25 protein-coding genes are annotated in these 26,255 nt (G+C 75.6%); 10 read left to right on the forward strand and 15 right to left on the reverse strand.

All coding sequences use genetic code 11. The features are described 5' to 3' along the window. Nucleotides 1–75: 75 nt before the first annotated feature. The 7 genes from ggt to WAB14_RS08390 form a co-directional block, all read right to left on the reverse strand. Complete coding sequence (gene ggt / locus WAB14_RS08360) at nucleotides 76–1,860, reverse strand: gamma-glutamyltransferase (protein ID WP_340269103.1); 1,785 nt, start codon at nucleotides 1,858–1,860, stop codon at nucleotides 76–78. A 266-nt stretch (nucleotides 1,861–2,126) separates the two neighbouring features. After that, nucleotides 2,127–3,080, reverse strand: a complete 954-nt coding sequence (locus WAB14_RS08365) for a DUF808 domain-containing protein (protein ID WP_340269104.1) — start codon at nucleotides 3,078–3,080, stop codon at nucleotides 2,127–2,129. 66 nt (nucleotides 3,081–3,146) lie between these two features. Then, nucleotides 3,147–3,611 (reverse strand): universal stress protein, encoded by a 465-nt coding sequence (locus WAB14_RS08370; RefSeq protein WP_340269105.1) that lies wholly within the window; start codon nucleotides 3,609–3,611, stop codon nucleotides 3,147–3,149. Between the two features lies 1 nt (nucleotide 3,612). Next, nucleotides 3,613–4,068 carry a universal stress protein gene (locus WAB14_RS08375; protein ID WP_340269106.1) on the reverse strand — a complete coding sequence of 152 codons (456 nt, stop codon included), beginning with the start codon at nucleotides 4,066–4,068 and terminating at the stop codon, nucleotides 3,613–3,615. A 372-nt stretch (nucleotides 4,069–4,440) separates the two neighbouring features. Further along, nucleotides 4,441–4,590, reverse strand: a complete 150-nt coding sequence (locus WAB14_RS08380; RefSeq protein ID WP_340269107.1) for a hypothetical protein — start codon at nucleotides 4,588–4,590, stop codon at nucleotides 4,441–4,443. 54 nt (nucleotides 4,591–4,644) lie between these two features. Continuing rightward, nucleotides 4,645–6,072 (reverse strand): aminotransferase class I/II-fold pyridoxal phosphate-dependent enzyme, encoded by a 1,428-nt coding sequence (locus WAB14_RS08385; RefSeq protein WP_340269108.1) that lies wholly within the window; start codon nucleotides 6,070–6,072, stop codon nucleotides 4,645–4,647. After that, nucleotides 6,062–7,165, reverse strand: a complete 1,104-nt coding sequence (locus WAB14_RS08390; RefSeq protein ID WP_340269109.1) for a M20 family metallopeptidase — start codon at nucleotides 7,163–7,165, stop codon at nucleotides 6,062–6,064. The genes WAB14_RS08385 and WAB14_RS08390 overlap by 11 nt, the downstream gene beginning before the upstream one ends. Nucleotides 7,166–7,250: 85 nt before the next feature. Here WAB14_RS08390 and WAB14_RS08395 point away from each other — a divergent pair, with 85 nt between their 5' ends. Further along, nucleotides 7,251–7,547, forward strand: coding sequence for a DUF5808 domain-containing protein (locus tag WAB14_RS08395; protein WP_340269110.1), 297 nt, complete (start codon nucleotides 7,251–7,253; stop codon nucleotides 7,545–7,547). On the opposite strand, the gene WAB14_RS08400 is transcribed toward WAB14_RS08395, so the two are convergent. Beyond that, nucleotides 7,507–8,553, reverse strand: coding sequence for a hypothetical protein (locus WAB14_RS08400; protein ID WP_340269111.1), 1,047 nt, complete (start codon nucleotides 8,551–8,553; stop codon nucleotides 7,507–7,509). The genes WAB14_RS08395 and WAB14_RS08400 overlap by 41 nt on opposite strands. 91 nt (nucleotides 8,554–8,644) lie before the next feature. Between WAB14_RS08400 and WAB14_RS08405 the strand changes: the two genes are divergently transcribed. The 4 genes from WAB14_RS08405 to WAB14_RS08420 all read left to right on the forward strand — a co-directional run bounded on the left by WAB14_RS08405 (nucleotide 8,645) and on the right by WAB14_RS08420 (nucleotide 14,671). Beyond that, nucleotides 8,645–11,281, forward strand: coding sequence for a winged helix-turn-helix domain-containing protein (locus WAB14_RS08405; protein ID WP_340269112.1), 2,637 nt, complete (start codon nucleotides 8,645–8,647; stop codon nucleotides 11,279–11,281). Nucleotides 11,282–11,357: 76 nt separating this feature from the next. After that, the gene (locus tag WAB14_RS08410) at nucleotides 11,358–12,047 is read left to right on the forward strand and encodes a hypothetical protein (protein WP_340269113.1); all 690 of its coding nucleotides are present in this window, start codon (nucleotides 11,358–11,360) and stop codon (nucleotides 12,045–12,047) included. Between the two features lie 47 nt (nucleotides 12,048–12,094). Then, on the forward strand, nucleotides 12,095–12,970 hold the full coding sequence (locus tag WAB14_RS08415) for a GNAT family N-acetyltransferase (RefSeq protein ID WP_340269114.1): 876 nt from the start codon (nucleotides 12,095–12,097) through the stop codon (nucleotides 12,968–12,970). A 9-nt stretch (nucleotides 12,971–12,979) separates the two neighbouring features. Further along, nucleotides 12,980–14,671, forward strand: coding sequence for a long-chain-fatty-acid--CoA ligase (locus tag WAB14_RS08420; protein ID WP_340269115.1), 1,692 nt, complete (start codon nucleotides 12,980–12,982; stop codon nucleotides 14,669–14,671). 4 nt (nucleotides 14,672–14,675) lie between these two features. On the opposite strand, the gene WAB14_RS08425 is transcribed toward WAB14_RS08420, so the two are convergent. After that, nucleotides 14,676–16,010 (reverse strand): cytochrome P450, encoded by a 1,335-nt coding sequence (locus tag WAB14_RS08425; RefSeq protein ID WP_340269116.1) that lies wholly within the window; start codon nucleotides 16,008–16,010, stop codon nucleotides 14,676–14,678. A gap of 241 nt (nucleotides 16,011–16,251) precedes the next feature. Here WAB14_RS08425 and WAB14_RS08430 point away from each other — a divergent pair, with 241 nt between their 5' ends. Both WAB14_RS08430 and WAB14_RS08435 read left to right on the forward strand, forming a co-directional pair. Beyond that, complete coding sequence (locus WAB14_RS08430; RefSeq protein ID WP_340269117.1) at nucleotides 16,252–17,166, forward strand: CPBP family intramembrane glutamic endopeptidase; 915 nt, start codon at nucleotides 16,252–16,254, stop codon at nucleotides 17,164–17,166. A gap of 45 nt (nucleotides 17,167–17,211) precedes the next feature. Then, nucleotides 17,212–19,179 carry an acyl-CoA dehydrogenase family protein gene (locus tag WAB14_RS08435; RefSeq protein ID WP_340269118.1) on the forward strand — a complete coding sequence of 656 codons (1,968 nt, stop codon included), beginning with the start codon at nucleotides 17,212–17,214 and terminating at the stop codon, nucleotides 19,177–19,179. A gap of 19 nt (nucleotides 19,180–19,198) precedes the next feature. On the opposite strand, the gene WAB14_RS08440 is transcribed toward WAB14_RS08435, so the two are convergent. Continuing rightward, the gene (locus WAB14_RS08440) at nucleotides 19,199–19,924 is read right to left on the reverse strand and encodes a type 1 glutamine amidotransferase family protein (protein ID WP_340269119.1); all 726 of its coding nucleotides are present in this window, start codon (nucleotides 19,922–19,924) and stop codon (nucleotides 19,199–19,201) included. A gap of 88 nt (nucleotides 19,925–20,012) precedes the next feature. Between WAB14_RS08440 and WAB14_RS08445 the strand changes: the two genes are divergently transcribed. Together WAB14_RS08445 and WAB14_RS08450 are read left to right on the forward strand one after the other, a co-directional pair. Further along, nucleotides 20,013–20,255 carry a DUF3072 domain-containing protein gene (locus tag WAB14_RS08445; protein ID WP_340269120.1) on the forward strand — a complete coding sequence of 81 codons (243 nt, stop codon included), beginning with the start codon at nucleotides 20,013–20,015 and terminating at the stop codon, nucleotides 20,253–20,255. Between the two features lie 7 nt (nucleotides 20,256–20,262). Further along, nucleotides 20,263–20,508 (forward strand): DUF2630 family protein, encoded by a 246-nt coding sequence (locus WAB14_RS08450; RefSeq protein ID WP_340269121.1) that lies wholly within the window; start codon nucleotides 20,263–20,265, stop codon nucleotides 20,506–20,508. A 20-nt stretch (nucleotides 20,509–20,528) separates the two neighbouring features. Here WAB14_RS08450 and WAB14_RS08455 read toward each other — a convergent pair whose 3' ends face one another. The 4 genes from WAB14_RS08455 to WAB14_RS08470 form a co-directional block, all read right to left on the reverse strand. After that, complete coding sequence (locus tag WAB14_RS08455) at nucleotides 20,529–21,626, reverse strand: hemolysin family protein (RefSeq protein ID WP_340269122.1); 1,098 nt, start codon at nucleotides 21,624–21,626, stop codon at nucleotides 20,529–20,531. Continuing rightward, a complete protein-coding gene (locus tag WAB14_RS08460) occupies nucleotides 21,623–23,026 on the reverse strand; it encodes a hemolysin family protein (RefSeq protein WP_340269123.1) in 1,404 nt (467 codons plus the stop codon). Before WAB14_RS08460 ends, WAB14_RS08455 begins: the two co-directional genes overlap by 4 nt. A 125-nt stretch (nucleotides 23,027–23,151) precedes the next feature. Continuing rightward, entirely contained in the window at nucleotides 23,152–23,976 is an 825-nt protein-coding gene (ppk2, locus tag WAB14_RS08465) for a polyphosphate kinase 2 (RefSeq protein WP_340269124.1), read from the reverse strand. Between the two features lie 39 nt (nucleotides 23,977–24,015). Then, nucleotides 24,016–24,495: an Hsp20/alpha crystallin family protein gene (locus WAB14_RS08470; RefSeq protein ID WP_340269125.1), complete on the reverse strand. Its 480-nt coding sequence runs from the start codon at nucleotides 24,493–24,495 to the stop codon at nucleotides 24,016–24,018. 124 nt (nucleotides 24,496–24,619) lie between these two features. Here WAB14_RS08470 and WAB14_RS08475 point away from each other — a divergent pair, with 124 nt between their 5' ends. Then, on the forward strand, nucleotides 24,620–25,465 hold the full coding sequence (locus WAB14_RS08475; protein ID WP_340269126.1) for a sulfurtransferase: 846 nt from the start codon (nucleotides 24,620–24,622) through the stop codon (nucleotides 25,463–25,465). Here the strand turns inward: WAB14_RS08475 and WAB14_RS08480 are convergent. Further along, the gene (locus WAB14_RS08480; protein WP_340269127.1) at nucleotides 25,443–26,237 is read right to left on the reverse strand and encodes an IclR family transcriptional regulator; all 795 of its coding nucleotides are present in this window, start codon (nucleotides 26,235–26,237) and stop codon (nucleotides 25,443–25,445) included. The two genes, WAB14_RS08475 and WAB14_RS08480, sit on opposite strands and share 23 nt — an antisense overlap. Between the last annotated feature and the right edge of the window lie 18 nt (nucleotides 26,238–26,255).

Consider the following 26,255-nt stretch of genomic DNA (forward strand, 5'->3'; position numbering starts at 1 on the left):
CGACCTCGACGGGCGTCACAGCGGAGCGGGTCCCTCACGGGGCCCGCTCCGCCGCGTTCCGGGCGGACGCTGCGGTCAGCGACCGCCGACCGTGCCGTCGCGGCGATGGTCGGCACCACCGACCAGCCCGTCGTCCGTCACCTGGATGACCGACAGGCCGCTCGTCAGCGTCCCGATGCTCACGGGGTGCCCGCGAGCCTCGAGCGCGGCGGCGAGCGCCTCCACGTCGTAGTCGAGCGTCACCCCGGGGATCGGCGCCTCGAGGTTCGTCGCGCCGTTGCGGTTCTGGTGGTGCGGCACGTCGACGGCGGTCTGCGGGTCGAGGCCGAAGTCGAGGACGTTGACGATCGACTGCGCCGTGTAGCCGATGATCGAGGACCCGCCGGGCGACCCGGTGACGAGCTCGAGGTCGCCCGCGGGGTCGAACACGATCGTCGGCGACATCGAGCTGCGCGGCCGCTTGCCGGGCTCCACGCGGTTGGCGACGGGGACGCCGTCCGCACCGACCGGGGCGAAGCTGAAGTCGGTGAGCTCGTTGTTCAGCAGGAACCCGCCACCGGGGACCATCACCCCGTTACCGAACGACGACTCGATGGTCGTCGTCATCGACAGGGCGTTGCCGTACCGGTCGACGATCGAGACGTGGCTCGTGCCGGCGCCCTCGTCGTTCGTCTGCGGCGCGGTCGGGTCGAACTCCCCCGGCGGCGTCCCCGGCGCGGCGGTGCCCATGTCCATGTCGGTGATGAGCGCGGCGCGGGAGGCGAGGTAGTCCTCGTCGAGCATGCCCTCGACCGGCACCGTGACGTAGTCCGTGTCGCCGACGTAGAGGTTCCGGTCGGCGAAGGCGAGGCGTCCGGCCTGCGCGAAGAGGTGGACGAACTCCTCGCCCAGCGGGTCCTCGCCCAGGTCGACGTTCTCCAGGATGCCGAGGATCTGGCCCACGGCGAGCGCGCCGGAGGACGGCGGCCCCATCCCGCACACCTCGTGGCCGCGGTAGTCGTGGCACACCGGCTCCCGCTCGACGACCTCGTACGCGGCCAGGTCTGCGAGCGTCATGTCGCCGGGGATGGCGGGGTCGGTCGTGACGGCCTCGACGACGGCGTCGGCCAGGTCGCCGGTGTAGAAGCCGGCGGCCCCCTGCGATCGCAGCGTTCGGAGCGTGTCGGCGTAGTCGGGGTTCTGCACGCGCGTGCCGGCCGGCACGGCGGCGCAGTCGGTCGCGCTGCCGTTCGTGAAGTACTCGAAGGCCGTGGGGTCCCGGAAGAACAGCCGGTCCGTGCAGCTGGGGTTGAGCGCCAGCAGCGAGTTCACCTGGTCCGCGGTGCGGTCCGTCACCGCGTAGCCGCCCTGGGCCAGCCGGATGCCGTCGGTGAAGAGCGTCGGCCAGGGCCGCTGCCCCTGCTCGTCGTGCAGCGTCTCCATGAGCATCGGCGTGCCGGGCACGCCGACGGACAGTCCGGACTGCCAGGCCGTGACGAAGGAGAGCCCCGCGAAACGGTCCTCCGTCGCCGCCATCGGTGCCGTCTCCCGGGCGTCGTACGTCGTGACCTCGCCGGTGTCGGCGTCGTACCAGACGGCGAATGCACCGCCGCCGAGCCCGCTCGACTGCGGCTCCACGAGGCCGAGGACCGCCTGTACCGCGACGGCGGCGTCGGCCGCGGTCCCGCCCTGCCGCAGCACCTTGACGCCGGCCGCCGTGGCGAGCGGGTTGGCCGTCACGACCATCTCCCGCTGTGTCGTGACCGGACCGTCCGTCGGCGCGGGTGGTCGCGCACCTGCGGGGGCAGAGGTGAGGGCGAGCGCTCCCACCGCCATCACCACGGCTGTGGCACCGGACACCGTTCGTCGCGTGACTGTCATCGCCGACCTCCTCGTCGCGCCGTCTCGGGGCGAATGGGACGTTAGCCGCGATCCGGAGCGCTGCCCAGGGTGGTGGGCGCGCGTCGGGGCTGAGGGCGACTCCGCGCTCGGGATCGGCGGTGGCCGCGCCACGACGTCCGGGAACCGGACCCAACGGCCACGCCACCGACACCCGCCGCGCCACGACGTACGGAAACCGGACCCAACGGCATCGGCCCCGCGTGCCGGCCGCGCTGGATCGACACAAGCGTCCGCGCGTTCCGGTGTCAGTGGGCGGGCTGCCCCCCACGTCCGCCCCGGAGCCGCCTCACGGCTGTCATCGCCGCGACGAGGACGGCACCGGCGACCGCCCCGAGCAGTGCGGAGCCCAGCGTGTTCGTCAGCCACGCGAGGACGCCACCGACGGCGCCCGTCGCCTCGCGGACGGCCTCCTCCGCGGTGTGCACGACGTCGTACGGCCACGGCACGCCGAGCTCCTCGAGCCCGACGAGCAGGATGTGGCCACCGACCCACAGCATCGCCACGATGCCGACGGTCGACAGCAGCGCGAGCACCTTCGGCATGCCGGCGACGAGGCCGCGGCCCACGCGTCGGGCGCCGGCGCTCTCGCGCTCCGCGAGGCGCAGCCCGAAGTCGTCCATCTTCACGATGAGGGCGACGACCCCGTAGACGAGCGCCGTGATGCCGAGCGCCACGACGAGCAGGATCACCGCACGCGACACGAGCGGCTCCGAGGCCACCTCGTCGAGCGCGATGACCATGATCTCCGCGGAGAGGATGAAGTCGGTCCGGACCGCGCCGCGCACCACCGTGGCCTCGTGGTCCGGGCCCACCGCCGCGGCCGGCGCAGCGGGAGCCTCGTGGTGGGCGAGCTTCTCCCAGATCTTCTCCGCCCCCTCGTACGACAGGTAGAGGCCGCCGAGCATGAGGATCGGGGTCAGCAGCCACGGGAGGAACTGGCTGAGCAGCAACGCCACCGGCAGGATGACGAGCACCTTGTTGATCAAGGAGCCTCGCGCGATCCTGCCGATGATCGGCAGCTCGCGCTGTGCCGCGAGACCGTGGACGTAGCGGGGTGTCACGGCGGTGTCGTCGACGACGACACCGGCCGCCTTCGCGCTGGCCCGCCCGGCAGCGAGCCCCACGTCGTCCACGGACGCCGCCGCGAGCTTCGCGAGCGCGGCCACGTCGTCGAGCAGCGCGACGAGTCCACCCGGCACGGCATCTCCTCCCGCTCCTGCGGGCCGTCACCGACCGACCCGCGTGACGGGAGCGTAGGGCGTCAGTCAGCCATCAGCCGCAGGTCGCGCGTCCTGCACCACGAGGACGCTCGTGGTCGCGTGGGCGGCGACCCGCGCCGAGACGCTGCCGCGGAGGAAGCGGTGCACCGCGCCGAGGCCGCGGCCGCCGACCACGACGAGGTCGGCGTGCTCGCGCTCGCTGACGTCGAGGACGGCCTTCGCGGGGTCGTCGGCGACGACGTGGCCGACGCAGCCGACCCCGTGCGCGCGGAGCCGTGCGAGCGCGGCCTGCTGCCGCTCGGTCTCGGTCGCGTGGGGGTCCCACACCCAGCGGTACTCCTCGGGCAGCTCGTCGAGGCGACGCATGACGTCGCTCACCGGAACGGGGTGGTAGGCGGTGACCACGTGGACCGTGCCGCCGTCCGCCACCTCGTCCGCTGCCGCGGCCACCGCCCGGTCGGCGTCGGGTGAGCCGTCGTAGCCCACGACCACGGTCCGGTACGCCACCACGTCAGTCCCCCTCGGCTCGCGGCTCGTGCACGACGAGGACGCTGACCGGGGCGTGCGACGCCACGCGAGCCGCGACGCTCCCGCGGACGAACCGCCGGGAGCCGCCTCGCCCACGACCACCGACGACGACGAGGTCGGCGTGCTCGCGGCGGGCGACGTCGAGGATCGCCGCGGCGGCGCCGTCGGGCACGAGGTGCCCCTCGCACGCGACCCCTTGTCGCCGCAGCCGCTTGAGCGCGACGCGCTGCCGGGCTGCCTCGACGCCGTGCGGGTCACCGGCGACGGGCCCGGCACCGACCAGCTCCGTGGGCAGCAGGACGTCACCGACCGGCGACGGCACGAAGGCCGTCACGACATGGACGGTCCCGCCCTCGCTCACCTCGTCGGCGGCCGCGTCGACCGCCCTCTCGGCGTCGTCCGACCCGTCGTAGCCGACGACCACCGTGCGGTACTCCATCGTCCGCTCCTCTCCGTGGACGCGTGCGTCCCGGCGGGGACCCGACACCGTCGAGCCTGCCCCCGCACGGCGGGAGCGCCACGGACGTTGGTCCCGCATCGGCCGGCGGGACGGGCCGTGTGCCCGGTACGCCGGTCGTGCACCCGGGCGGCTCAGCTCGCGTCGACTCCCGGCGGCGTGACGACGCGGACCTGCACCCGGCCGTCGTCCTCGCGGACCTCGAAGCGGGGCTGCGGCGACACCGCGGGCCCGCGACCGGCTCGCCGTCGAGCCGGAAGGTGCTCGCGTGCCACCGGAGCACCCCCTCATCCGGGCACCGGAACCGCCCGGCCGCCACCCTGTGCGAGCGGCGACGGGCGGTCCCGGTCGGGGTCAGAGCCCCTTGCGTCGCAGCAGCCCGCTGAGCAGCCCGCCGCCCCGCGTCGCGCCTGTCGTGCCCGTGGTGCCGCGCGGGCGGCGACGCGCCGTGCCGCCGCCGGTCGACGCCGTGCGCCGGGCCGTGCCGAGAAGTCGTCCGATCATGCCCATGGGTCCTCCTGTGGTCCGGGTCGTGGACCGGCAGTACCCCGGTACACGTCACTCCACGCCTGTGACCACGCGGAGCGTCGAGAGCGTCGGGTCGGCGGCGTACGCGATCCGCACGCCGCTGCGCCGTGCGTGGGCCAGCGCGTCGAGGCTCGCCGCCGTCACCTGCTCCCCCGGCGCCAGGACCGGGATGCCCGGCGGGTACGGGGCCACGAGCTCCGCGCTCACGCGCCCGACCGCCGCCGGCAGCGGCACCACCTCGGACGCGGCGAAGAAGGCCTCGCGGGGCGGCACGACCGGCTCCGGCTCCACCTGGTAGACGGCCGCGCCGACGACGTCCCGCGGCAGGCGACGGTTCCGCTCGACCGACCGCGCGACGGCGTCCGCGAGCCGGTCGAGGGTGTCGGAGGTGTCCGCCAGCGACACGACCGCCACGAGGACGTCGCGGTCGGCGGACTCGACCGGCAGCCCGGCGTCGAGGAGGTCCCGCTCGACGGCGTTCCCGTCCGCTCCCGTCCCGGCCAGCAGCACGGTGAGCTTGAGCGGGTCGACCGCGGAGCCGTCGAGCACGACGAGGCCGTCGACGGTTCGGAGCCGGTCGCGGGCGGCTCGCGTGGCGGCGATCGCGGTCCCCAGCAGCTCCTCCCCGTCGCGGGCCAGCAGGGCGCGGGCGGCGTCGGTGCTCGCGAGGACCGCTCCCGCGGGGCTCGTCGTCGCCGTGGCCTCGACGCCCGCGTCGAGGCGGGCGGCGTCGACCCGCTCCGTGCGGGCGAGCACGAGCGCGGCCTGGCTCCACGCGGGCAGCGTCTTGTGGGCGCTCGTCACGACGACGTCCGCGCCGAGGTCGAGGGCGTGCCGGGGGAGCTCCGGGTGGAAGCCGAAGTGCGCGGCCCACGCGGCGTCGACCACGAGCGGCACCGCGTGGGCGTGCGCGGCCGCGGCGAGCCCGCCGACGTCGCCGACCGTGCCGACGTACGAGGGGTCGCCGACGAACACCGCCCGTGCCTCGGGATGCGCCTCCAGTGCCCGGCGCACCGCCTCCGCCGGTACCCCGAGCGGCAGCCCGGTCGCGGCGTCGACGTCGGGCCGCACCCACACCGGCGTCAGGCCCGCGAGCACGAGTCCGAGCAGGAGCGAGCGGTGGAGGGTGCGACTCACCACGACGGTGTCGCCGTCGCCCGCGACCGCGAGCGCGACGGCCTGGTTGGCGTGCGTCGCCCCGCCGGTGGAGAACCGGCAGACGTCGGCCCCCCACAGCCGGGCCGCGCGCGCCTCCGCGTCGGCGAGCAGCCCGCCCGTCAGCTTCATCGTGTCGAGCCCCGCGTACAGCGGGACGTCGCCCGCGACGACGTCCCCGACGAGGTCGGTGCGCTGCTTGTGCCCGGGGATCGTGAACGGCGTGGGAGGCCGCTCGCGGAACCGGAGCCAGGCGTCGAGCAGCGGCGCGTCCTCCCGCAGACCGCGCGGGTCAGTCGGCACGGGACCCCCAGCCGGACAGCACGTCGACGAGCGCCGCGGCGAAGGCCCGGACCTGGCGGAGGTCGACCCACTCGTCGACGGCGTGCAGCCCGCCGCCCGAGGGCCCGCACACGACCGTCGGGCACACCTCCTGCCACAGCGGCGCCTCCAGCCAGTAGGGCGCGTCGAACGTCGGCTCCGTCCCGAGGGCCGCGCCGAGGCGGCGCGCGAGGTCGGCGGCAGGTCCCGCGCCGTCCAGGCGCCACCCGTCCCGGTGCGCGAGCAGCGAGGCCGCCGCCTGCCACTCCGTGCGCAGCAGGGCGCGCACCTCGGCCAGGGCGTCGGCGCTGCCCTGCTCCGGTGGCGTCCGGCATTCGACGAGGCACTCGGCGTGGTCCGGCACGACGAAGGCGGAGGTGCCGCCGCGGGCGGTCGTCACCATGAGGTCCGGGTGGGCGTCGACGGCGTGCAGCAGCCGGCCGAGGTGCGTGACGGCGTTGACACCCTGCTCCGGCTGGGAGCTGTGGGCGGCGCGCCCGGTGAAGGCGACCCGGACGACGGCGAAGCCGCGGACGGACCGGCAGAGGGCGAGGTCGGTCGGTTCGGCGACGAGGCAGACGTCCGGGCGGACGCCCAGCACGGGCAGCGCGGCGACGACGGCCTCGCTGCCGAGGCTCGCGTCCTCCTCGTCGGCCACCAGGGCGAGCACCGGCCGCACGGGGGTCCCACCGGCCACCAGGTGCTCGGCCGCGGCGACCAGCGCCGCCACCCCGCCCTTCATGTCGGCGGCCCCCCGCCCTCGGAGGCGGTCCCCGTCGACGCGGGCGGTGAACGGCTCCGGCATGCCGGCGACGCCGACGGTGTCGAGGTGCCCGTTGAGCAGGACGGTCGGCGTGCCCGGGTCGCCGGGCGCGACCGCGACGAGGCTCGGGCGGTCGTCCCGACCGGCGGCGGGGACGACGGTCGTCGAGAAGCCGGCGACCTGGAGGCGACCCTCGAGGTGCTCGACGATGCGGGCCTCCCCCGCCGCACCGGGCACGAGGCCCGGGTTGACGCTGTCGATGCCGACGAGCTCGGCGAGCAGGGTCACCGCCGCCGTCCCCACGTCCCGCACGGGGCCGAGGCTAGGGCGAGGAGGCGCCGCGGACGGGACGTTCGTCCCTCGACGGCGTGGGTGTCGCACGTCAGGCTGGGCGCTCATGAGCACCGGTGAGTCCCCGAAGAAGCGTTCCGGTGGCGACGGGTTCCTGACCGTCGTCTCCGTCATCCTCCTCGTCGCCGCGGTGCGGCAGCAGCTGCGCCGGCCGAAGGCCGAGCGGACCTGGCACGGCACGGTGCCCGTCGAGGTGCCCTACGAGCTGCGCCGACCGACGCTCGAGCGGGTACGGCACCGGCTGTGGGACGCCGAGGAGCCGCGGCTGTTCGTGCCGACCGTCTTCGGGGTCGGCTGGACGGTCAACCTCGCGCGGCTGCTGCGCCGCCACCCCGGAGCCTGAGCCCCACGACCGCGGCGACGAGCAGCGTCAGCCCGGCCAGCAGGAGCCCGCCGGAGACGCCGAGCGAGCCGTCCGTCCAGTGCAGGGCGGCCTCGGGCACGACGAGCGTGACGCCCGCGACGCCCAGCGCGAGGTACGGCCACTGCTGCAGCCGCCGGTAGAGCGCGAAGCCGGCCACGGCGACGAGTGCGGTGGCGAGGTGCCCCGGCCACGGCTCGGGGTCGAACTGCGGGGACTGCGCCCCGACCAGCACGAGGGCGACGCCGGTGAGCCGACCCACCGTCGTGTCCCACCACCACCCGGACTCCGCGACGACGAGGACGACGACCCCGACCGCGAGGAACGTCATCCCGACGGGCAGCGCCTCCTGCGCGTCGACGACCTCGAGCGCGAGGGGCACGAGCGCCACGGCGGCGGCGGCCACCCCGAGCTGCCCGACCGTCCCCGGCACCCACACGTACGCCGCCACCGCCACGACCAGCGCGGTCACGACGCCGACCAACGGCGGCACGTCGGCGTCACGCGCCCCCACGGCCGTCCCCGCGACCTGCAGCCCCACCGCGAACCCCGTCGCCGCGGCGGCGCCGAGCAGCACCGCGCCCACGAGGCGCCGGCGGGCGGCCTCCGCCGGAGCGAGCACCGCGCCGCGACCCCCACCGCTCGCGACGAGACCGGCGGCCGTCGCGACGAGCGCCACGGCCGTGACCGCGAGGACGAGGACCCGCCCCGTGCGCGTGAGGTCCGGCCACTCCTGGGCGACGAACAGCACGGCGGCCGCGACGACGAGCGCGCCGCCGACGTAGCCGGCGATCTCCGCCCACCACCGGCGGCCCGATCGGGCGCCGGTGCCGGCCTCGCGCGCGACGCGCACGGCGGCGTCACGGTCCTCCCTCGCCACGAACCCGTGCCCCACGAGGACGTCGACGACGACGTCCACCGCCTCGCGACGCCCTCCCGTGCGGGGCGCGGCGATCGCCGGTGTGTCGGACGACCGGACCCTGCCCATGACGCACCTCCGTGCCGGTCCCCCAGCGTCGCAGGTCGCCGGGGCGGGGCACCCGAGACCTACGTCCCGTCCCGGCCCTACCATCGCCGACGTGCCGGTCCCGGTGCTGGAGACGAAGCTGTTCGCGCCGCGCCGTCGCCGCTCGCTGGTGCCTCGCCCGGGCGCGCACGACCTCCTCACGTCCGCCGTCCGGGCCGAGCACCCGCTCGTGCTCGTCGCCGCCCCCGCGGGCTTCGGCAAGACGACGACGGTCGCGGCGTGGCTGGCCGCGCTCACCGACTCGGACGTGGACGTCCGGACCGCCTGGCTGTCGCTCGACGCCGGCGACGACGACCCGATCCGCTTCCTCGCCCACGTGGCCGCGACCATGCGTCGGGTCGGCCTCGACGCGGGGGACCTGGCGACGCTGGCGGCGGAGGGCTCACCCGTCCAGGCGGCCGCACAGCTCGTCAACACCGTGGCGGTCGAGGGCGCGCGGACGCCCCAGCGGCGGTGGGTCCTGGTGCTCGACGACTACCACCTCGTCGGCGCAGCCGCCGTCCACGACGTCGTCACGCACCTGCTGGAGCACCCGCCGCCTCGTCTGCACATCGTCGTGAGCACCCGGGCGGACCCGCCGTTCCCGCTCTCGAGGCTCCGCAGCCGCGGGGAGATGACCGAGCTGCGGACCGCCGACCTGCGTCTCACGGCAGCGGAGGCGTACGACTTCCTCCACCGCGTGATGGGGACGCCCGTCACGCCCGAGCAGTCCGTCGCCCTCACGCAGCGCACCGAGGGGTGGGCCGCCGGGTTGCAGCTGGCCGCGCTGTCGGTGAGAGGCGCCGCGGAGACCGAGGTCGACCGGTTCGTGCGGTCGTTCACCGGGAGCGACCGGTTCGTCGTCGACTACCTCCTCGACGAGGTCCTGGCGAAGGAGTCCCCCGACCGGCGCGAGCTGCTGCTGCTGACCTCGGTGGCGGACCGGCTGACCGGGTCCCTGTGCGACGCGATCACGGGGCAGCGGACCGGGGCCCGGACGCTCGAACAGCTCGAGCGCGACAACGTCTTCGTCGTCCCCCTCGACACGACCCGGACGTGGTACCGCTACCACCACCTGTTCGCCGAGGTCCTGCGAGCTCGGCTCCGCTCCGACCACGCCGACCTCGTGCCCGGTCTCCACCGGCGTGCCGGCGAGTGGTTCGCCTCCCACGGCCACCTGCCCGACGCGGTCGGGCACGCACTGGCGGCCGGCGACCACGTCCGTGCGGCGAGGCTCGTCGAGCTCGCGCTGCCGGAGGTGCGGCGCACGCGGCAGGACGGGCTCCTCCTGCAGTGGCTCGCCGCCCTCCCCCGCGACGTCGTCCGCGGCAACCCCGTCCTCAGCATGTTCGCCGGCTGGGCGGCCATGGTCGCCGGCGACCTCGACCTCGTGGCCCGTCGGCTCGACGAGGCGGACGAGGCGCTCGCGGCCGGCGCACGCGACCGTGACGTCGCCGCGTCGTGGGCGGCGACGGACGAGCTCCTCGCGGCACCGGCCACGCTCGAGGTCTTCCGTGCCTCCCTGGCGCAGGCGAGGGGCGACGTGACCGGCACCGCCCACCACGCGCGACTCGCGCTCGACCTCTGCCGGTCCGACGACCACCTCGTCCGGGGAGCGGCGTCCGGTTTCGTCGCCCTCGCGGCGTGGGCCGAGGGCGACGCTCGGACCGGGCTCGCGATGTTCGCGCAGGCGGTCGACAGCCTCCGCGCAGCCGGGAACCTCGTGGACGCCCTCGACGGGACCCTCGTCCTCGCCGACATCGAGGTCGCGGCCGGTCGGGCGGCCCCGGCCCGCGCACGTCTGGAGGCCGCGCTCCGGGTGGCCACCGACGGATCGGTACCGGGGGCGCGGACGGCACCTGACCTCCACGTGGCGCTCGCGGCCCTCGCGCTCCGCGACGGTGACCTCGACGCCGCCGACTCGCACCTCGCGTCCGCGGCGACGCTGCGCACGCAGACCCCGCGAACGGAGGCGAGGCACCGGTTCGCCCAGGTGAGCGCCGAGGTGCGGGCCGCCCGCGGGGACCACGCCTCCGCCCTGCGGCTCCTCGACGAGGCGGCAACCGCGTACCGCGCCGGCTTCCACCCGGACGTCCACCCGGTCGCGGCCTCCCGGGTGCGGGTCCTGCTCGCGGCCGGTGACCTCGGCGCGGCCGCGGCCGTCGTGGCCGCCCGAGGGGTCACCCTCGCCGACGACCCCGTCCACCTGCGCCTCCGCGACCACCTCGCCCTCGTCGCGTTCCACCTCGCGCGGGCCCGCGCGGGGCTGGACGCGGACCTGCCGGCGGCGGCTGCACTGCTGTCGCGGCTGCACGAGACCGCCGTGGCCGACGGACGTCACGGGGACGCACGCGAGGTCCGGGACCTCCAGGACCTCCTCGGATCGCCGCCCGCCCGCGACGGCGCCCCGGACGACCGGTCGTCGCGGGACCAGCGGGACGGGGGGCTGCCGGAGCCGCTCAGCGCCCGGGAGCTGGACGTCCTGAGGCTGCTCCGCGGCGAGCTGAGCGGCCCGGAGATCGCGAGGACGCTGCACGTCTCCCTCAACACCCTCCGCACCCACACCCGACGGATCTACACGAAGCTCGGGGTCAGCAGCCGCGCCGCCGCAGTGCGGCGCGCCCACGAGGTCGGTCTGCTGAGGCGGCCGCCCACGCCCGGCCGGACGGATCACCAGGCAGATCACCAGCAGGATCACCACATGTGGTGACGACCGCTCACCTGCTCGGTTCCTACGGTCCCCGTCACACTCGGGCGACCGCCCGGGCACCGGACAGGAGCCGACCATGACCGTCACCACCCCCGCCCTCTTCCGGGCCGCCGCCGTCGCCGCTGGTGCCTCGGGCGTCCTCTTCGTCGCCGTGCAGGTCGCCCACCCCCACATGGACGCCACGACGATCACCACGACCGAGCTCGTCGTGCGCAACAGCACCAAGGTGCTGATGGCCGTGCTCGCACTCGCGGGCGTCACCGGCCTCTACCTCCGGCAGGTCCGCGAGGCGGGCGTCCTCGGGCTCGTCGGGTACCTGCTCCTCTCGGCGGGCTACCTCGTGATCGGTGCCGTGGCCTTCGTCGCCGGGTACGTCCTGCCGGCCGTCGCCGGCAGCGCACCGGAGTACGTCGACGGCGTCCTCACCATCGCGACCGGCGGGACGACCTCCGCCGACACCGGCAGCTGGCCCGTGGTCAACGCGGTCCAGGGCGCGGGCTACCTCCTCGGCGGCCTCGTGTTCGGGATCGCGCAGGTGCGCGCCCGCGTCCTCGCCCGTTGGGCCGCGTGGCTCCTCGTCGCGGCGACGGTCGCGACGCTGGCGGTGCCCGTCCTGCCCCATGCCCTCGACCGCGCCCTCGCCGTCCCGGCCGGCGCGGCCCTCCTCGGACTCGGCTGGTCGCTGTGGCGGTCGACCCGTTCCGCAGCCGCTCCGGTCGACCCGGCCGTCCTGGTCCGCGGCGGGCGCGTCGCGGGCCCACGATGAGCGTCCGACCCGCCGCTCGCCCGGTCCGCTCCGAGATGAGACCCGCCGTGGACGGCTCGTCGCCGCACGTCCGGATCCGGGTCACCGGTCGGCTCGACGCGCCCTGGGCCTCGTGCTTCGACGGTCTCGACGTGCACCACGACCCGGACGGCTCGACGGTCCTGTCCGGCACCCTCGTCGACCAGGCGGCGCTCCACGGGCTGCTGGGGCGGCTCCGCGACACCGGCGCGACCGTCGCCGGGCTCCGCGTCGGAACCGCTGCACCACCCCAGCCGCCGCACGGCGCGGTCGCCCAGCGGCGGTCCTGCCAGGATCCGACCGTGTCACGCCCCCTCGACGGCATCGTCTGGCCCGTGCGCACCCTCCGGCTGGAGCTGCGCCCCGCGGCGCCCCGCGACGTGGCGGCGACCTGGCGGTACCGGCGGCTCGACGAGGTGACCCGCTGGATCACGCGGGCGCCCCTGGACCGGGAGTCCTACGCACGCGACTTCGTCGACCCGCAGCGGCTCGCCGCCACGATCGTCGTGTCGGCGGGCGCTCAGGTCGTGGGCGACCTCATGCTGCGCGTCGAGGACGCCTGGGCGCAGGCGGAGGTCGCCGCGGCCGCCAGGGGAGTCCAGGCCGAGCTGGGCTGGGTGCTGGATCCCGCAGTCCGCGGCCGCGGGTACGCGACGGAGGCGGTCGAGGCCGTGCTGCGCGTGTGCTTCGAGGAGCTCGGGCTGCGCCGGGTGCACGCCCGGTGCTTCGCGGCGAACGACGCCTCGTGGCGGCTCATGGAGCGCGTCGGGATGCGACGGGAGAGCCACACGGTGCAGGAGTCGCTCCACCGTTCGGGCCAGTGGTACGACGGTGTCGGGTACGGCATGCTCGCCGGGGAGTGGCGGGGCGCGCGAGGCAGGGCGCAGCCGGGCGGGCGACCGTAGGGTCTCGGGATGACGTCCACCGCGGAGCGTCCCTGGCTCGCCGCCTACGCGGAGGGGGTCCCCGCCGACGTCGACGTGCCGGACGTGCCGCTCGACGACCTGCTGCGGCGGGCCGCCGAGCGCTACGGCGACCAGGTCGCCCTCGACTTCTTCGGCGCGACGACGACGTGGACGGCGCTCCTCGACGAGGTCGCCGCGGCCGCCGCCGGTCTCCGCGACCTCGGCGTCGGGCCCGGTGACCGCGTCGCGCTCGTGCTGCCGAACTGCCCGCAGCACGTCGTCGCCTTCTACGCGGTGCTGCGGCTCGGCGCGGTCGTCGTCGAGCACAACCCGCTCTACACGGCCGGCGAGCTGCACCAGCAGCTCGCCGACTCCGGAGCGGGCACCGCCGTCGTCTGGGACCGCGTCGCCGGCGCCGTGCGGGAGGCGGGTGAGGGCACGTCGCTGCGGCGGGTCGTCGCCGTCGACCTCACCCGCGCCCTGCCGTGGACCCGCCGCCTCGCCCTCCGCCTCCCCCTGCCGCGGGCACGGGCCACCCGCCAGGCCATGACGGGCCCGGCGCCCGGCGCGCTGCGCTGGGACGACCTGCTGCGCGACTCGACGCCACTCGACGCCGGGACACCGAGTCCGGCGTCCGGTGACACCGCGCTGCTGCAGTACACGGGCGGGACGACCGGCACCCCGAAGGGAGCGGTCCTCACGCACCGCACCCTGCTCGCCAACGCCCTGCAGGGCCGGGCGTGGGTGCCCGGCCTGCGCGAGGGCGAGGAGACGATCTACGCGGTCCTCCCCCTGTTCCACGCCTACGGGCTCACGCTGTGCCTCACGTTCGCCGTCCACATCGGCGCGACGCTCATCCTGTTCCCCCGCTTCGACGCAGACCAGGTCCTCGACGCCGTCGGACGACGCGCCCCCACCTTCCTGCCCGCCGTGCCCCCGGTGTACGAGCGGCTCGCCGAGCGCGCCGCGGAGCGCGGCGTCGACCTGTCGTCCGTGCGCTACGGCATCTCCGGCGCCATGGCCCTGCCGACCGCGACGGCCGAGCGGTGGGAACGGCTCACCGGCGGGCTGCTCGTCGAGGGGTACGGCATGACGGAGACCTCTCCCGTGACCCTCGGCAACCCGGTGTCGCAGGCGCGCCGACCCGGCACGATCGGCGTGCCGTTCCGCTCCACCGACATCCGGGTCGTCGACCGGGAGGACCCCTCCCGTGACCTCCCTCCCGGCGAGGCCGGAGAGCTGCTCGTCCGGGGCCCGCAGGTCTTCTCCGGCTACTGGCGTCGACCGGAGGAGACCGCGCGCGTCCTCCTCGACGGCGGCTGGCTGCGCACCGGGGACGTCGTCACGTGCTCCGACGACGGCTTCGTCACCGTCGTCGACCGGACCAAGGAGCTCATCATCACCGGGGGCTTCAACGTCTGCCCCTCCGAGGTCGAGGCCGCTGCGAGGGCGGTCCCCGGCGTCGCCGACGCCGCCGCGGTCGGGCTGCCGGGCCCGGACGGCGGTGAGCAGGTGGTGCTCGCCGTTGTCGCCGACGACGGCGTGGACCTCGACCCCGACGCGGTACGGGTGGGCTGCCGCGAGCGGCTCGCCGGCTACAAGGTGCCGCGACGCGTCGTCGTCGGCGAGGACCTCCCCCGCTCGCAGATCGGGAAGGTGCTCCGCCGGGAGGTCTGCGACCGGCTGCTCGCCGACGACTGACGCGTCACTCCCGACGACGGCGGCGCACGGCCAGCGGGACAGGACCCGCGGGACGCAGGACGATCCCGACGTCCGTGGCGACCGACGTCTCCTCGGTCGTCCACTCGACGCGCTGCAGCAGCGTCGCGAGCCCGAGCACCGCCTCCATGAGGGCGAGGTGCATCCCGACGCACGCGTGCGCGCCCGCGCCGAACGGGAACCACGCCCACCGGTGCCCACCCGGCAGCGGGTCGGCGAAGCGCCCGGGGTCGAAACGCTGCGGCTCCGGCCACCAGCGGGCGGAGCGCTGGGTGGCGTACGGCGACAGCAGCACCGTCGCCCCGGCGGGGATCCGGTGACCCAGCACCTCGTCCTCCACCGGAGCGACCCGGGCCGTCGACGGTGCCGACGGCCACAGGCGCAGCACCTCCCGGACCACGTGGTCGGTCCCCACGAGCCCCGGCAGGTCGGCCGCGGTCGGGGGACGGTCGCCGGCGACGGCGTCCACCTCGGCGCGCAGCGCCTCCTGGAGCACGGGGTCGACGGCGAGCCGGTGGAGCGCGATGGCGAGCGTCGTCGCCGTCGTCTCGTGGCCGGCGAACAGGAACGTCATGACCTGGTCGGCGACCTCGGCGTCGTCGAGCTCGCCGGTGCGCAGCAGCAGCCCCACGAGGTCGTCGCCCTCAGCTGCCGCACGGCGGCGCCGCACGAGCTCGGCGACGAGGCGTTCGTTCTCCTCCACGGCCGCGGCCATGCGCCGGTTCGTCGGGGTCGGCACGGCGAACGGGAGACGGTGGGCGGCGAGCCCGCGACGCATGATCGACCGGTTGAGGGCGGGCACCGTCGAGCGGACGACGGGCAGCGCGAACTCGACGTCGGCGCCGACGAGGACCCGCCCGATGAAGCGGACGGTGAAGTCGACCATGTCGTCGCGCGCGCCGACGGTCTCCCCGGCGTCCGCGGCCGCCGCCCACCGGTCGGCGACCCGGGTCATCTCCGTCACCGCCATGGGGGCGTAGGAGCCGAGCACGCGCCGCCGCGTCAGTGCCGGGGCGAGCACCCGCCGCTGCCGCTTCCAGCGCTCCCCCTCGCTCGTGAAGAGACCGTCGCCCAGCGCGCGGCGCAGCTCCTGGTACATCGGCGACTGCTTCGTGAGCCGGTGGGGGTCCGCCACGAGCACCCGTTCGACGCCGTCGGGGTGGAAGACCCCGTGCAGCACCTGCCGCCAGCCGGGCGGGCCGACGTCGATGCGGACGACAGGACCCACCCGCTCGGCCGCCGTCAGCGTCCCCAGCGGGTCGCGGCGGAGCGTGAGGGCGGATCCGATCACCGGGTGGCCGGCGACCCGGGGGGTCGGCACCCGCGGGACGTGGCCAGGTGGGACGTGCGCAGGTGCTGACGTGGACGGCATGGCGACCCCCTCCCGGTCGAGCCGGACCAGGATGCTCCTCGGCACCCTCCGGCGTCACTCCTCCGGGGCAGGGACGTCCTCCTCCAGGAGGACGCGTGACCCTGCTCGAGGACGAGGACGGCGCGCCGGTGGCGCCGTAACGTCCGCGCCGGGCCCGAGCGGGTCCGCTGCCTCGACCAAGGAGACGACCGTGACCCCGACACTGACGAGGTTCCTCGTGATCGCCGGAGGCTGGGCGACGATCGTGGGGCTGGGGCTGTGGTGGGCCGACGTGTCGCTCGACTCGGTCCCGGGTGTCCTCGCCCTCGCGCTGCTCTACATGCCGTCGCCGTTCGTCGCGGCGCTCGTCGCCGAGCGCGGGCTCGTCCGCGAGCGCTTCCGGCTGCCGCACGGCGGCTGGCGCGCCGTCGTCGTGTTCCTCCTCGCGCCCGCGGTCCTCGTCGTCACGTTCGTGGGACTGCTGCTCGTCCTCACCGCGGCCGCCGACCTCGTGGGGGTCGACGCCGTCGGCTCCGTCGCGACGACCGGGGAGGAGATGGTCGCCGGCGCCGCCGCCCTCCTCGGCGAGGCCGCCGTCGCCGCGGCCGGACCACCTCCGCCGTTCGCCGTCCTGCTGCTCGCGGGCGTCTGGGGCGCCCTCGTCGCGGGCTGGACCGTCAACGGGCTCGTCGCCATGGGCGAGGAGTACGGCTGGCGCGGCCTCATGTGGGAGCAGCTGCGGCACCTCGGCCCGGTCCGGGCCAACCTCGCCATCGGCGCGGCATGGGGCCTGTGGCACGCACCGGTGGTCCTGCAGGGCTACAACTACCCGGGGTACCCGGTCGCGGGCGTGGCCGCCATGGTCCTGTTCTGCGTCGCCCTGTCCCTGTGCCTCACCGCGCTCCGCGAGCTCACCGGCAGCGTCCTGCCGGTCGCCGCGGCGCACGGGATGGTGAACGCCCTCGCTCCCCTCGTCCTCCTCGTCACCCCGGGCGCCCACCCCGTCCTGGCAGGGCCGCTGGGCCTCGTCGGCTCCGCGGTGCTGCTGGCCCTCGGCGCCGTGTCGTGGGCGCTCGTGCGCCGCCGCGCGGACCGTGCGGTGGAGGCCCCGGTTACCGGCTGGTAACCTACGGTCTCGAAGGTTACCGACCGGTACCCGGCGAGGAGCAGCGTGAGCACGACGACGTCCCCACCGCGACCCACTCCCCACGAGCCGGACGCGCCGGAGGAGCGGACGGCGTCCAGCGCGCCGGACGCCCCGGCGGCACCGGCCCTACGCGGGCCGCGCGCCGAGGCGCTCCGGGAGGCGCTCGACGGTGACCGCCACGCCCTGCGGGAGCGGCTGCGACGGGAGCTCGACGCCGACTGGTTCGCCCCCCGTCTGCACACGGACGACGAGGCCCACCGGGTCCACACCCTCGACGGGCTGCGCCGGTTGGCCGCGCTCGGCCACCAGAGACTGGGGTTCGACGCCCGGCACGGTGGCCACGACGACATCGACGGCTCGGTCGTCGTCTACGAGATGCTCGGCCTCGGCGACCTCTCGCTCATGGTGAAGGCAGGGGTCCAGTGGGGCCTGTTCGGTGGCGCCGTCCAGGCGCTCGGCACGACCCGCCACCACGAGGAGCTCCTCCGGGCGCTCATGGACCTCGAGGTCCTCGGCTGCTTCGCGATGACGGAGGTGGGTCACGGCTCCGACGTCCAGGGCCTGCGGACCACCGCGACGTACGACCCCTCGACCGAGGAGTTCGTCGTCCACACCCCGGACGCCGACGCGGAGAAGACGTACATCGGCAACGCGGCACGCGACGGCCACCTCGCCGTCGTGTTCGCCCAGCTGGAGACCGCCGGTGAGCGCCACGGCGTCCACGCGCTCCTCGTCCCGCTTCGGGACCGCGACGGATCCGTCGTCCCCGGTGTCCGCATCACCGACAACGGGCACAAGGCCGGCCTCAACGGCGTCGACAACGGTCGCATCGCCTTCGACCACGTCCGGGTCCCCCGTACCGCGCTGCTCGACCGCTTCGCGGACGTCGCCGGCGACGGCACCTACTCCAGCGACATCGAGTCGTCCGCAGCCCGGTTCTTCACCACGATCGGGGCGCTGGTCAAGGGACGCATCACGATCGGCGGCGCGGCCGCCACCGCGACGAAGGTCGCGCTCGTCATCGCGCTGCGGCGAGCCGAGGAGCGGGCCCAGTTCCGCCGCCCCGACGGCGAGGAGGTGGTCCTGCTCGACTACCTCGCCCACCAGCGGCGGCTGCTGCCCGCCCTCGCCCGCACGTACGCCCTGTCCTTCGCGCAGTCCGAGCTCGTCGCGGGCCTCGCCGGCACCACCGCCGCCACCCGCCTGCCGGAGCACGAGCAGCGCAGGCTCGAGGTGCACGCGGCCGGGCTCAAGGCCGCCACGACGTGGCACGCCACCACGACGATCCAGGCGTGCCGCGAGGCGTGCGGCGGCGCCGGCTACATGGCGGAGAGCCGGCTGCCGGGGCTGCGGGCCGACACCGACGTGTTCACGACCTTCGAGGGCGACAACACCGTGCTCCTGCAGCTCGTGGCCAAGGGCCTCCTCGCCGCCTACAAGGACCGGGTGGAGGACCTCGACACCCTCGGGCTCGCCCGCACCGTGGTGAGCGGTCTGTTCGACCGGGCCCGGCACGTGCTGCCGCAGCCGGGCCGCGAGCCGGACGTCACCGACCGGGCGCAGCAGCTCGCGCTGCTGGTCGACCGGGAGCGCCACGTCGTGGAGGGCCTCGCCCGCCGCGTGCGCCACGCCCGCTCCGGCGACGGCGACGCGTTCGAGGCGACGAACGCCGCGCAGCCGCACATGCTCGCCGCGGCCCGCGCCCACCTCGACCGGGTCCAGCTCGAGGCCTTCGTCACGGGGATCGAGCGCTGCGAGGACGCTGCCGCGGCGGCCGTCCTCGAGCAGGTCTGCGACCTGTTCGCCCTCTCCCTGCTCGAGCAGGAGAAGGCGTGGTTCCTCGAGCACGGTCGCATGAGCGGGGCGACGGCCCGGCAGCTCACGCGGCTCGTCGACGAGGCGTGCGGCGCGCTGCGTCCGCACGCGCGGGAGCTCGTCGACGCCTTCGGGGTGCCCGGTCGCCTGCTGCAGGTGGCCGGCGAGGACGCCTGACCGGTCGTGGGGGTCCGCGTCAGGCGCCGAGGGGGACGCTGCCGCCCGCGGTGACGCGGGTGACCGCCACCGACCCGCCCGCGGCACGTGCGACGACCCACGCCGCCCCGGTGCCGACCACCCGGGCGTCCCCGTCGACGACCTGGACGGCCGTCCCCTCGTCGACGGCCACGCAGGACCGCGCTCGCCCGGACGCCACCGCGGCGACCGCGCGACCGAGCGTCCCCCACGTGCTCGCGTGGACGTCGAACGAGCCCGGCACCAGCCCGAGGCCCGCGACGACGCCCACCTCGTCGAGGTCCTCGCCCGCGTCCTCGGGGCAGACCGGGACGCCGTCGACGCGCCAGCCGCCGACGAGGGCGTGCTCACCGGCGACCGCGGTGCCGGCCGAGAAGCCGGCGTACGGCCGGTCCCGCGCCGCCAGCCACGCCCGCAGCTCCCCGGCCGCGGGCACCAGTGCGTCGGCGTAGGCGGGTGTCAGCCCCCCGCACACGAGGAGCGCGTCCGCGTCGCCGAGGTCGGCGACGTCGAGGAGCCCCCCGGGCGGGACGAGGACCGGGACCGGCTCACAGCGCGCGGTGTCCAGCAGCACCCGCTCCCAGCGCCGGAACTGCTCGTGGCCGTCGCCCTCGTCGAGCACGACGCACGCGACCCGCGCGCCGGAGCCGGCCACGTCGAGGAGCGGCCCGTAGACGCCGGGTCGGGCGGCGTCGTCCCACCCGCCTCCGATCAGCTGGACGAGCACGGTGACCTCCGGGTGTCGGGTGCGCGGCGGACGCAGTCTGCCCCGCGCCGAGGGGCAGGTGTCGGAGGCCGCGCCTAGCGTTCGGTGCATGACCGACGCGACACCTGACGGACCTGACGGAGCTGCCACCCCGGACCCCGGCACGAGCGCCGAGAAGCCGGTCGAGCAGTGGGCCACGGGCGGTGAGCCCGCGACCGGCCCCCAGCTCAGCTACCTCTCCACCCTCGCGCGCGAGGCCGGGCGGGACGTGCCCGAGGGCCTCACCAAGGCGGAGGCCTCGGAGCTCATCGACGAGCTCCAGGGCAGCACCGGGCGCGGCGGGCAGGGGTGAGCAGGCCGTGAGGGACGAGGACGTCCTCGCCGAGATCGGCCGGATCGTCCGCGCGGAGCACGAGGCCCGTGAGGCGGCGCAACGGGACGAGCTGACACCGGAGCAGGAGCAGGCGGAGGTCGAGCGGCTCGAGGTCGCCCTCGACCGCTGCTGGGACCTGCTGCGGCAGCGTCGCGCCCGGCGTGCCGCCGGGGAGGACCCCGACGACGCGGAGGCCCGCCCGGAGCAGGTCGTCGAGCGCTACCGCCAGTAGCACGGGGCGTGTGGGGACCCTCAACCCTGGTGGGGGGCGCGGGCGACGCGGGCCCCGGCGAGACCCTGCCCGAGCTGGTGCAGACCCGCCCGGCCGGCACCCCGCTCGACGACCTGCGCCACCTCCGGCACGAGCCGGCGCAGCACGTCGGCGAGGGTGACGACCCCGGCGAAGCCCCCGTCGTCCACGACGACCGCCAGGTGCGTGCTGGTGTCCCGCATCGTCGCCAGCGCCTCGTGCACGGGGGTGTCGGCGGCGATCTCCAGCGGCGCCCGCACGAGGCCCTCCACCCCGGCGTCGGGCGGCAGCGCGAGGGTGTCCCGGACGTGGATCACACCGGTGACCGCGTCGCCGTCCCGCACGAGGATCCGCAGGTGGCTCGAGCGTCGGCTCGCCTCCTGCACCTCGGCGACCCGTGCGCCGGATCCGACGGAGGTGGGCCGGGCGTCCGGGCGCACGAGGTCGCGCACGAGCAGGTCCTGCAGCTCCAGGGCCCCCCGCAGCTGGTCGGAGTAGGAGGGGTCGAGGACGCCGACGTTGGCCGAGTGCTCGACGAGCTGGCGCAACGAGTCCGGGGTGTGCCCGGTCGCGACCATGGCGGCCGGTTCGACCCCGACCCGGCGCACGCACCAGTTGGCGGCGTCGTTGAGGGCCGTGAGCAGGGGGCGCGTCAGCCACATGAACGCCCGCATCGGCAGGCTGAGGAGGATGGCCGAGCGCTCGGGGTGTGCGATCGCCCACGACTTCGGCGCCATCTCCCCCACGACGAGGTGGAGGAACGTCACGACGACGAGCGCGAGGGCGAAGCCTGCGACGTCGGCGAGCCACGGCGGGGCGCCCCACCCCTCGATGAGGGGGGTGAGCGAGTACTGGACCGCGGGCTTCGTGATGGCGCCGAGGGCGAGCGCGCAGACGGTGATCCCCAGCTGCGAGCCGGCGAGGAGCACGGTGAGCTCCGCGGAGGAGCGCAGGGCCGCCCGGGCCGCGGCGCTCTCGGGAGCCGCGTCCTCCAGGCGGTGGCGCTTGGCGGCGAGCAGGGCGAACTCGACCGCGACGAAGAACGCGCTCGCGGCGATGATGAGGACGGTCGCGACGGCGACGACGGCCGGGTTGCTCACCGGTCCTCCTCTCCCTCGACGTCGTCGGTGCCCGCCGCGTCGTCACCCACGGGCTCCGGCTCGACGAGGTCGAGACGGACCGACGAGGGCACGCGGTGCTCGACCTCGACGACCTCCGCCCGCAGCAGCCGCGGCGGCACCACGTCGCCGTGGACGAGCTCGCCCGGGTCCTCCGGCAGCGGGAGCTCGACGACCTCGCCGGGCTCCGGCAGCGACCCGGTCGCGGCGATGACGAGGCCCGCGAGCGTCTCGTAGTCCCCTCGCGGCAGGTCGGTGCCGAGCAGGCGCTCGACCTCGTCGACGTGGGCGTCGCCGTCGACGAGCCAGCCGCCCTCCGCGGTCTCCTCCGCGCTCGGCGGCTCCTCCTCGTCGTGCTCGTCCGTGATCTCCCCGACGAGCTCCTCCGCGAGGTCCTCGAGGGTGAGGACCCCCGCGAACCCGCCGTACTCGTCGACGACGCACGCGAGCTGGTTGCGTGTCGTCCCCAGCTCGTGGGCGGCGGCGGGCAACGTCATGAGGGTCGGCACCACGAGCGCGGGCCGCATGAGGTCGCCGGCCGTGAGGTGCGCCCGGTCGGTCTCGAGGACGTCGTCGAGGTGGACGACACCCAGCACGTCGCCGTCCGCGTCGAGGACCGGGTAGCGGGAGTGCCCCGCGGCCATGCGCACGCGCAGGTCGTGAAGGGTCTCCTGCGGTCCGACCGCGTCGACGCGAAGGCGGGGGATCATCGCGTGCTCGACGTCGCGACGGGGGAAGTCGAGGACGCGGTCGAGGAGCATCGACAGCTCGACCGGGAGGTCACCGGTCTCGCGGGACTCCTGCACGATGTGCTCGAGGTCCCGCGCGGTCGCGGAGTGCTCGACGTCGTGCACGGGCTCGATGCGCAGCAGGCGCAGCAGGAGGTTCGACGCCTGGTCGAACACCCAGATGAGCCAGCCGAAGACCGCGAGGTAGACCGCGGTCGAGCGCGACAGCCACCGAGCGACCGGCTCGGGCCGGGCGATCGCGAGGTTCTTGGGGAACAGCTCGCCGAAGAGCATCTGGATGACCGTCGACACGAGCAGCGCGAGCACGGTCCCGACCGCGACCCCGACACCGGGCGGCACACCGACGCCACCGAGCACGGTGCCGAGGGACTGCCCGATGAGCGGTTCGGCGACGTAGCCCACGAGCAGCGCGGTCACGGTGATGCCGAGCTGCGCACCGCTCAGCATGAACGACGTGCGGCGGGTGATCGTGAGGGTCCGCCGGGCGGTGGCGTCCCCGGCGGCCGCCTGGGCGGCGAGCGCCGAGCGGTCGACCGCGACGTACGCGAACTCCTGGGCGACGAAGTAGCCGGTCGCGGCGGTGATGAGCAGGACGACGAGGAGGCCGACAAGGAGCGAGAGCACCACGTCCATCAGGTGCGCTCCCACCCCTCCGGCCCGCCGTGACGGGCGCCGGTGCGGTCACCGACGCGGTCACGGCGCCTGGGATGTGACTCGGGGTCCATGACCGCACAGCATACGGAGCCCGCGCCCGGCTCTCAGCCGAGCAGCGTCGCCGCGTGGTCGGGCACCTTCCGCTGCTGCTCCATGGGGGGACGGCGGTAGCCGGTGGGCTCCGGGCGCGGCGGGATGACGAGGTGGGGCGGCTCCACCGGCTCGACCGGGAGGCTGTCGAGCAGGTGGTGGATCATGTTGAGGCGCGCGCGGCGCTTGTCGTCGCTGTCGACGACCCACCACGGCGCCTCGGGGATGTCGGTGTGGACGAGCATCGTGTCCTTCGCCCGGGAGTACTCCTCCCAGCGCGTGATGGACTCCACGTCCGTGGTCGACAGCTTCCACCGCCGCATCGGGTCGTCGAGCCTCGACCGGAACCGCGCCTCCTGCTCCTCGTCGCTCACGGAGAACCAGTACTTGCGCAGGAGTATCCCGTCCTCCACGAGCATCCGCTCGACGATCGGGCACTGGTGGAGGAAGCGATGGTACTCCGCGTCGGAGCAGTAGCCCATGACGCGCTCGACGCCCGCGCGGTTGTACCAGGACCGGTCGAACAGCACGATCTCCCCGGCGGTCGGCAGGTGCGCGACGTAGCGCTGGAAGTACCACTGGCTGCGCTCGCGGTCCGACGGCGCGGGCAGCGCCACCACCCGGGCGACGCGCGGGTTGAGGTACTGGGTGACCCGGGTGATCGTGCTGCCCTTGCCCGCGGCGTCCCTCCCCTCGAAGACGACGACGAGGCGCTTGCCGGTCGCGCGGACCCACTCCTGCATCTCGACGAGACGTCCCTGGAGCCGGAAGAGCTCCTTCTCGTACCGCTTCTTCGGCAGCCGCGCCGCCCCCGCCGCCGTCGTCCGTCCCGAGCCCATGCCTGAGGCTACCGAGCGCCGACGGCGACGGGGCCGACCTCAGGCGCGCTCCACCTCGACGCGTCGCGGTGTCCGGCTGGGGCTCGGTGCGGGCATGCGCACCTCGAGGATGCCGTCGCGGTAGCTCGCCGAGACGACGTCCGCGGAGGACCCGCGCGGCAGCGGCACCCGGCGCACGAAGGTCCCGTACCGGAACTCGCTGCGACGGGTGCGGTTGTCGCGCTCCTCGTGCCGCTCCTCCCGCTGCGCGCGGATCGACAGCATCCCGTCGTCGACGGTGACCTCCACGTCGTTCTCCGGGTCGATGCCGGGCAGCTCGGCGCGGATGACGAGCAGGCCGTTGTCGAGCATCTCCTCGACCCGGATGCCGCCGGTCGCGCCCTCGCCCGACGTCGCGTCACCGGTGATCGCCGTGTCGTCGAAGGGCCACATGTCGCCGAGGAAGGGGAAACCCGCCCACAGCCGGCGGGCGAGGTCCTGACCGGGTCGGGTGTCCTGCGGGGTCGTGGTGGTGTCCATGGTCGTGCTCCTCCGGTCGCCTCGTCGCGGCGCCCGCGAGGCGCGGACGCCCACGACGATCCTCCGCCCGGCGGGGGCGGCGCGGGCAGGGACGAACGTCCCGGCCGGGGCTACGGTCGACGTCGTGCCCGTCCACGTCACCGGCCCGCCTCCCTTCGTCGCGGCGACGGACCTGTCCGGCCTGCAGCCGGTCCTCGTCGACGTCCGCTGGTACCTCGACGGGCGCTCCGGGCGCGACGCCTACCTCTCCGGGCACCTGCCGGGCGCGGTGTTCGTCGACCTCGACCGGCACCTCGCGGGACCGGGGGCACCGACCGAGGGCCGGCACCCGCTGCCGAGCCCCGCCCGGTTCGCGGGCGGCCTCGCCGAGGCGGGGATCGACGACGACGACACGGTCGTCGCCTACGACGACGCGGGCGGGACGGTCGCGGCGCGGCTCGTGTGGCTGCTGCGTGCCACCGGTCGGCGCGCGGCCGTCCTCGACGGCGGCCTGCAGGCGTGGCCCGGCCCGCTCGAGACCGGCGAGGTCCACCGCCCTCGCACGTCGCCGCAGGTGCGACCGTGGCCGCAGGACCTCCTCGCCTCGACCGCCGAGGTCGCCGACCTCGGCGCCGGCGGGCGGCCGGTGCTCCTGGACGCCCGCGCCCCGGCCCGCTACCGGGGCGAGAGCGAGCCGGTCGACCCCCGTGCGGGCCACGTGCCGGGCGCACGGAACCTGCCGGCCACCGACGCCCTCGACGACGACGGTCGCCTCCGTCCCGTCGAGCAGCTGCGTGCGGCCATGACGGCCGTCGGCGCCGGCCCGGGCACCCCGGTCGTCGCCTCGTGCGGCTCCGGTGTGACGGCGTGCTTCACGCTCCTCGTCCGCGAGCAGGCCGGGCTCCCACCGGGGCGGCTGTGGCCGGCCTCGTTCTCGGGCTGGTCGCGGGACCCGGACCGCACGGTCGTCACCGGCGCCGCCCCGCACTGACCACCGCACCGACCACCGCCTCGCCGCGCGTCCGGCGCTGCACCTCGCCCGCCGTGCCGACGACCTCCCGCGCCAGCACGGACCTGGCCGCGGGGTCGACCTCCGCGGCCGGGAACGTGAGCGCGACCGCCGCGACGGGGTGGTCGGCGGCGTCGAGGACCGGGGCGGCGACGGAGGCGAACCCGGGCGTCACCTCGCCGTCCTCCTCCGCCCACCCCTGCGCGCGCACCGCGACGAGCAGCGCCCGCAGCGCGGACAGCGTCGTGGGGCCGGCGCCGTGGCGGGTGACGAAGTCGCCGTCGGGGAACAGGGCGCGCACGTGCGCGGCGGGCAGGGCCGCGAGCACGGCGCGCCCGGTCGCGGTGAGGTGCGCCGGCAGCCGCACGCCGACGTCGCTCACGAGGGGGGCGCGGCGCGGGGCGCGGTCCTCGATGACGTAGACGACCTCGTTCCCGTGGAGCACGGCGAGGTGCCCGGTGTGGCCTGTCGCGGTGACGAGGCGGTGCAGGGGTGCGCGCGCGAGCCGCTCGAGCGGGGCCTGGCGGGACCAGCCGTGGCCGAGCTCGTAGGCGGCGACGCCGAGGCCGTATCGCCGCTCCTCGGCGAGGTGGACGACGAAGCCCTGCCGGGCCAGCTCGGCGAGCAGGTGGTACGTCGTGGAGCGAGGCAGACCGGTACCGCGCGCGATGGCGGCGGCCGGGGCGGGCGCGGCCTGTGCGGCCAGCCACCGCAGCACGGACAGGACGTTCGCCGCCGCCGGGACCTGGCTCACGAGCCGCCTCCTGTCTGG

Origin of the sequence: Aquipuribacter nitratireducens, from assembly GCF_037860835.1 — a bacterium.
GTDB lineage: Bacteria > Actinomycetota > Actinomycetes > Actinomycetales > JBBAYJ01 > Aquipuribacter > Aquipuribacter nitratireducens.

What these genes read in the sequence shown, in the direction of transcription:
- ggt (WP_340269103.1), bottom strand. Translation starts at nt 1,860, where the DNA reads ATGACAGTCACGCGACGAACGGTGTCCGGTGCCACAGCCGTGGTGATG.
- WAB14_RS08375 (WP_340269106.1), bottom strand. Translation starts at nt 4,068, where the DNA reads ATGGAGTACCGCACGGTGGTCGTCGGCTACGACGGGTCGGACGACGCC.
- WAB14_RS08380 (WP_340269107.1), bottom strand. Translation starts at nt 4,590, where the DNA reads ATGATCGGACGACTTCTCGGCACGGCCCGGCGCACGGCGTCGACCGGC.
- WAB14_RS08395 (WP_340269110.1), top strand. Translation starts at nt 7,251, where the DNA reads ATGAGCACCGGTGAGTCCCCGAAGAAGCGTTCCGGTGGCGACGGGTTC.
- WAB14_RS08400 (WP_340269111.1), bottom strand. Translation starts at nt 8,553, where the DNA reads ATGGGCAGGGTCCGGTCGTCCGACACACCGGCGATCGCCGCGCCCCGC.
- WAB14_RS08410 (WP_340269113.1), top strand. Translation starts at nt 11,358, where the DNA reads ATGACCGTCACCACCCCCGCCCTCTTCCGGGCCGCCGCCGTCGCCGCT.
- WAB14_RS08420 (WP_340269115.1), top strand. Translation starts at nt 12,980, where the DNA reads ATGACGTCCACCGCGGAGCGTCCCTGGCTCGCCGCCTACGCGGAGGGG.
- WAB14_RS08445 (WP_340269120.1), top strand. Translation starts at nt 20,013, where the DNA reads ATGACCGACGCGACACCTGACGGACCTGACGGAGCTGCCACCCCGGAC.
- WAB14_RS08460 (WP_340269123.1), bottom strand. Translation starts at nt 23,026, where the DNA reads ATGGACGTGGTGCTCTCGCTCCTTGTCGGCCTCCTCGTCGTCCTGCTC.
- ppk2 (WP_340269124.1), bottom strand. Translation starts at nt 23,976, where the DNA reads ATGGGCTCGGGACGGACGACGGCGGCGGGGGCGGCGCGGCTGCCGAAG.
- WAB14_RS08470 (WP_340269125.1), bottom strand. Translation starts at nt 24,495, where the DNA reads ATGGACACCACCACGACCCCGCAGGACACCCGACCCGGTCAGGACCTC.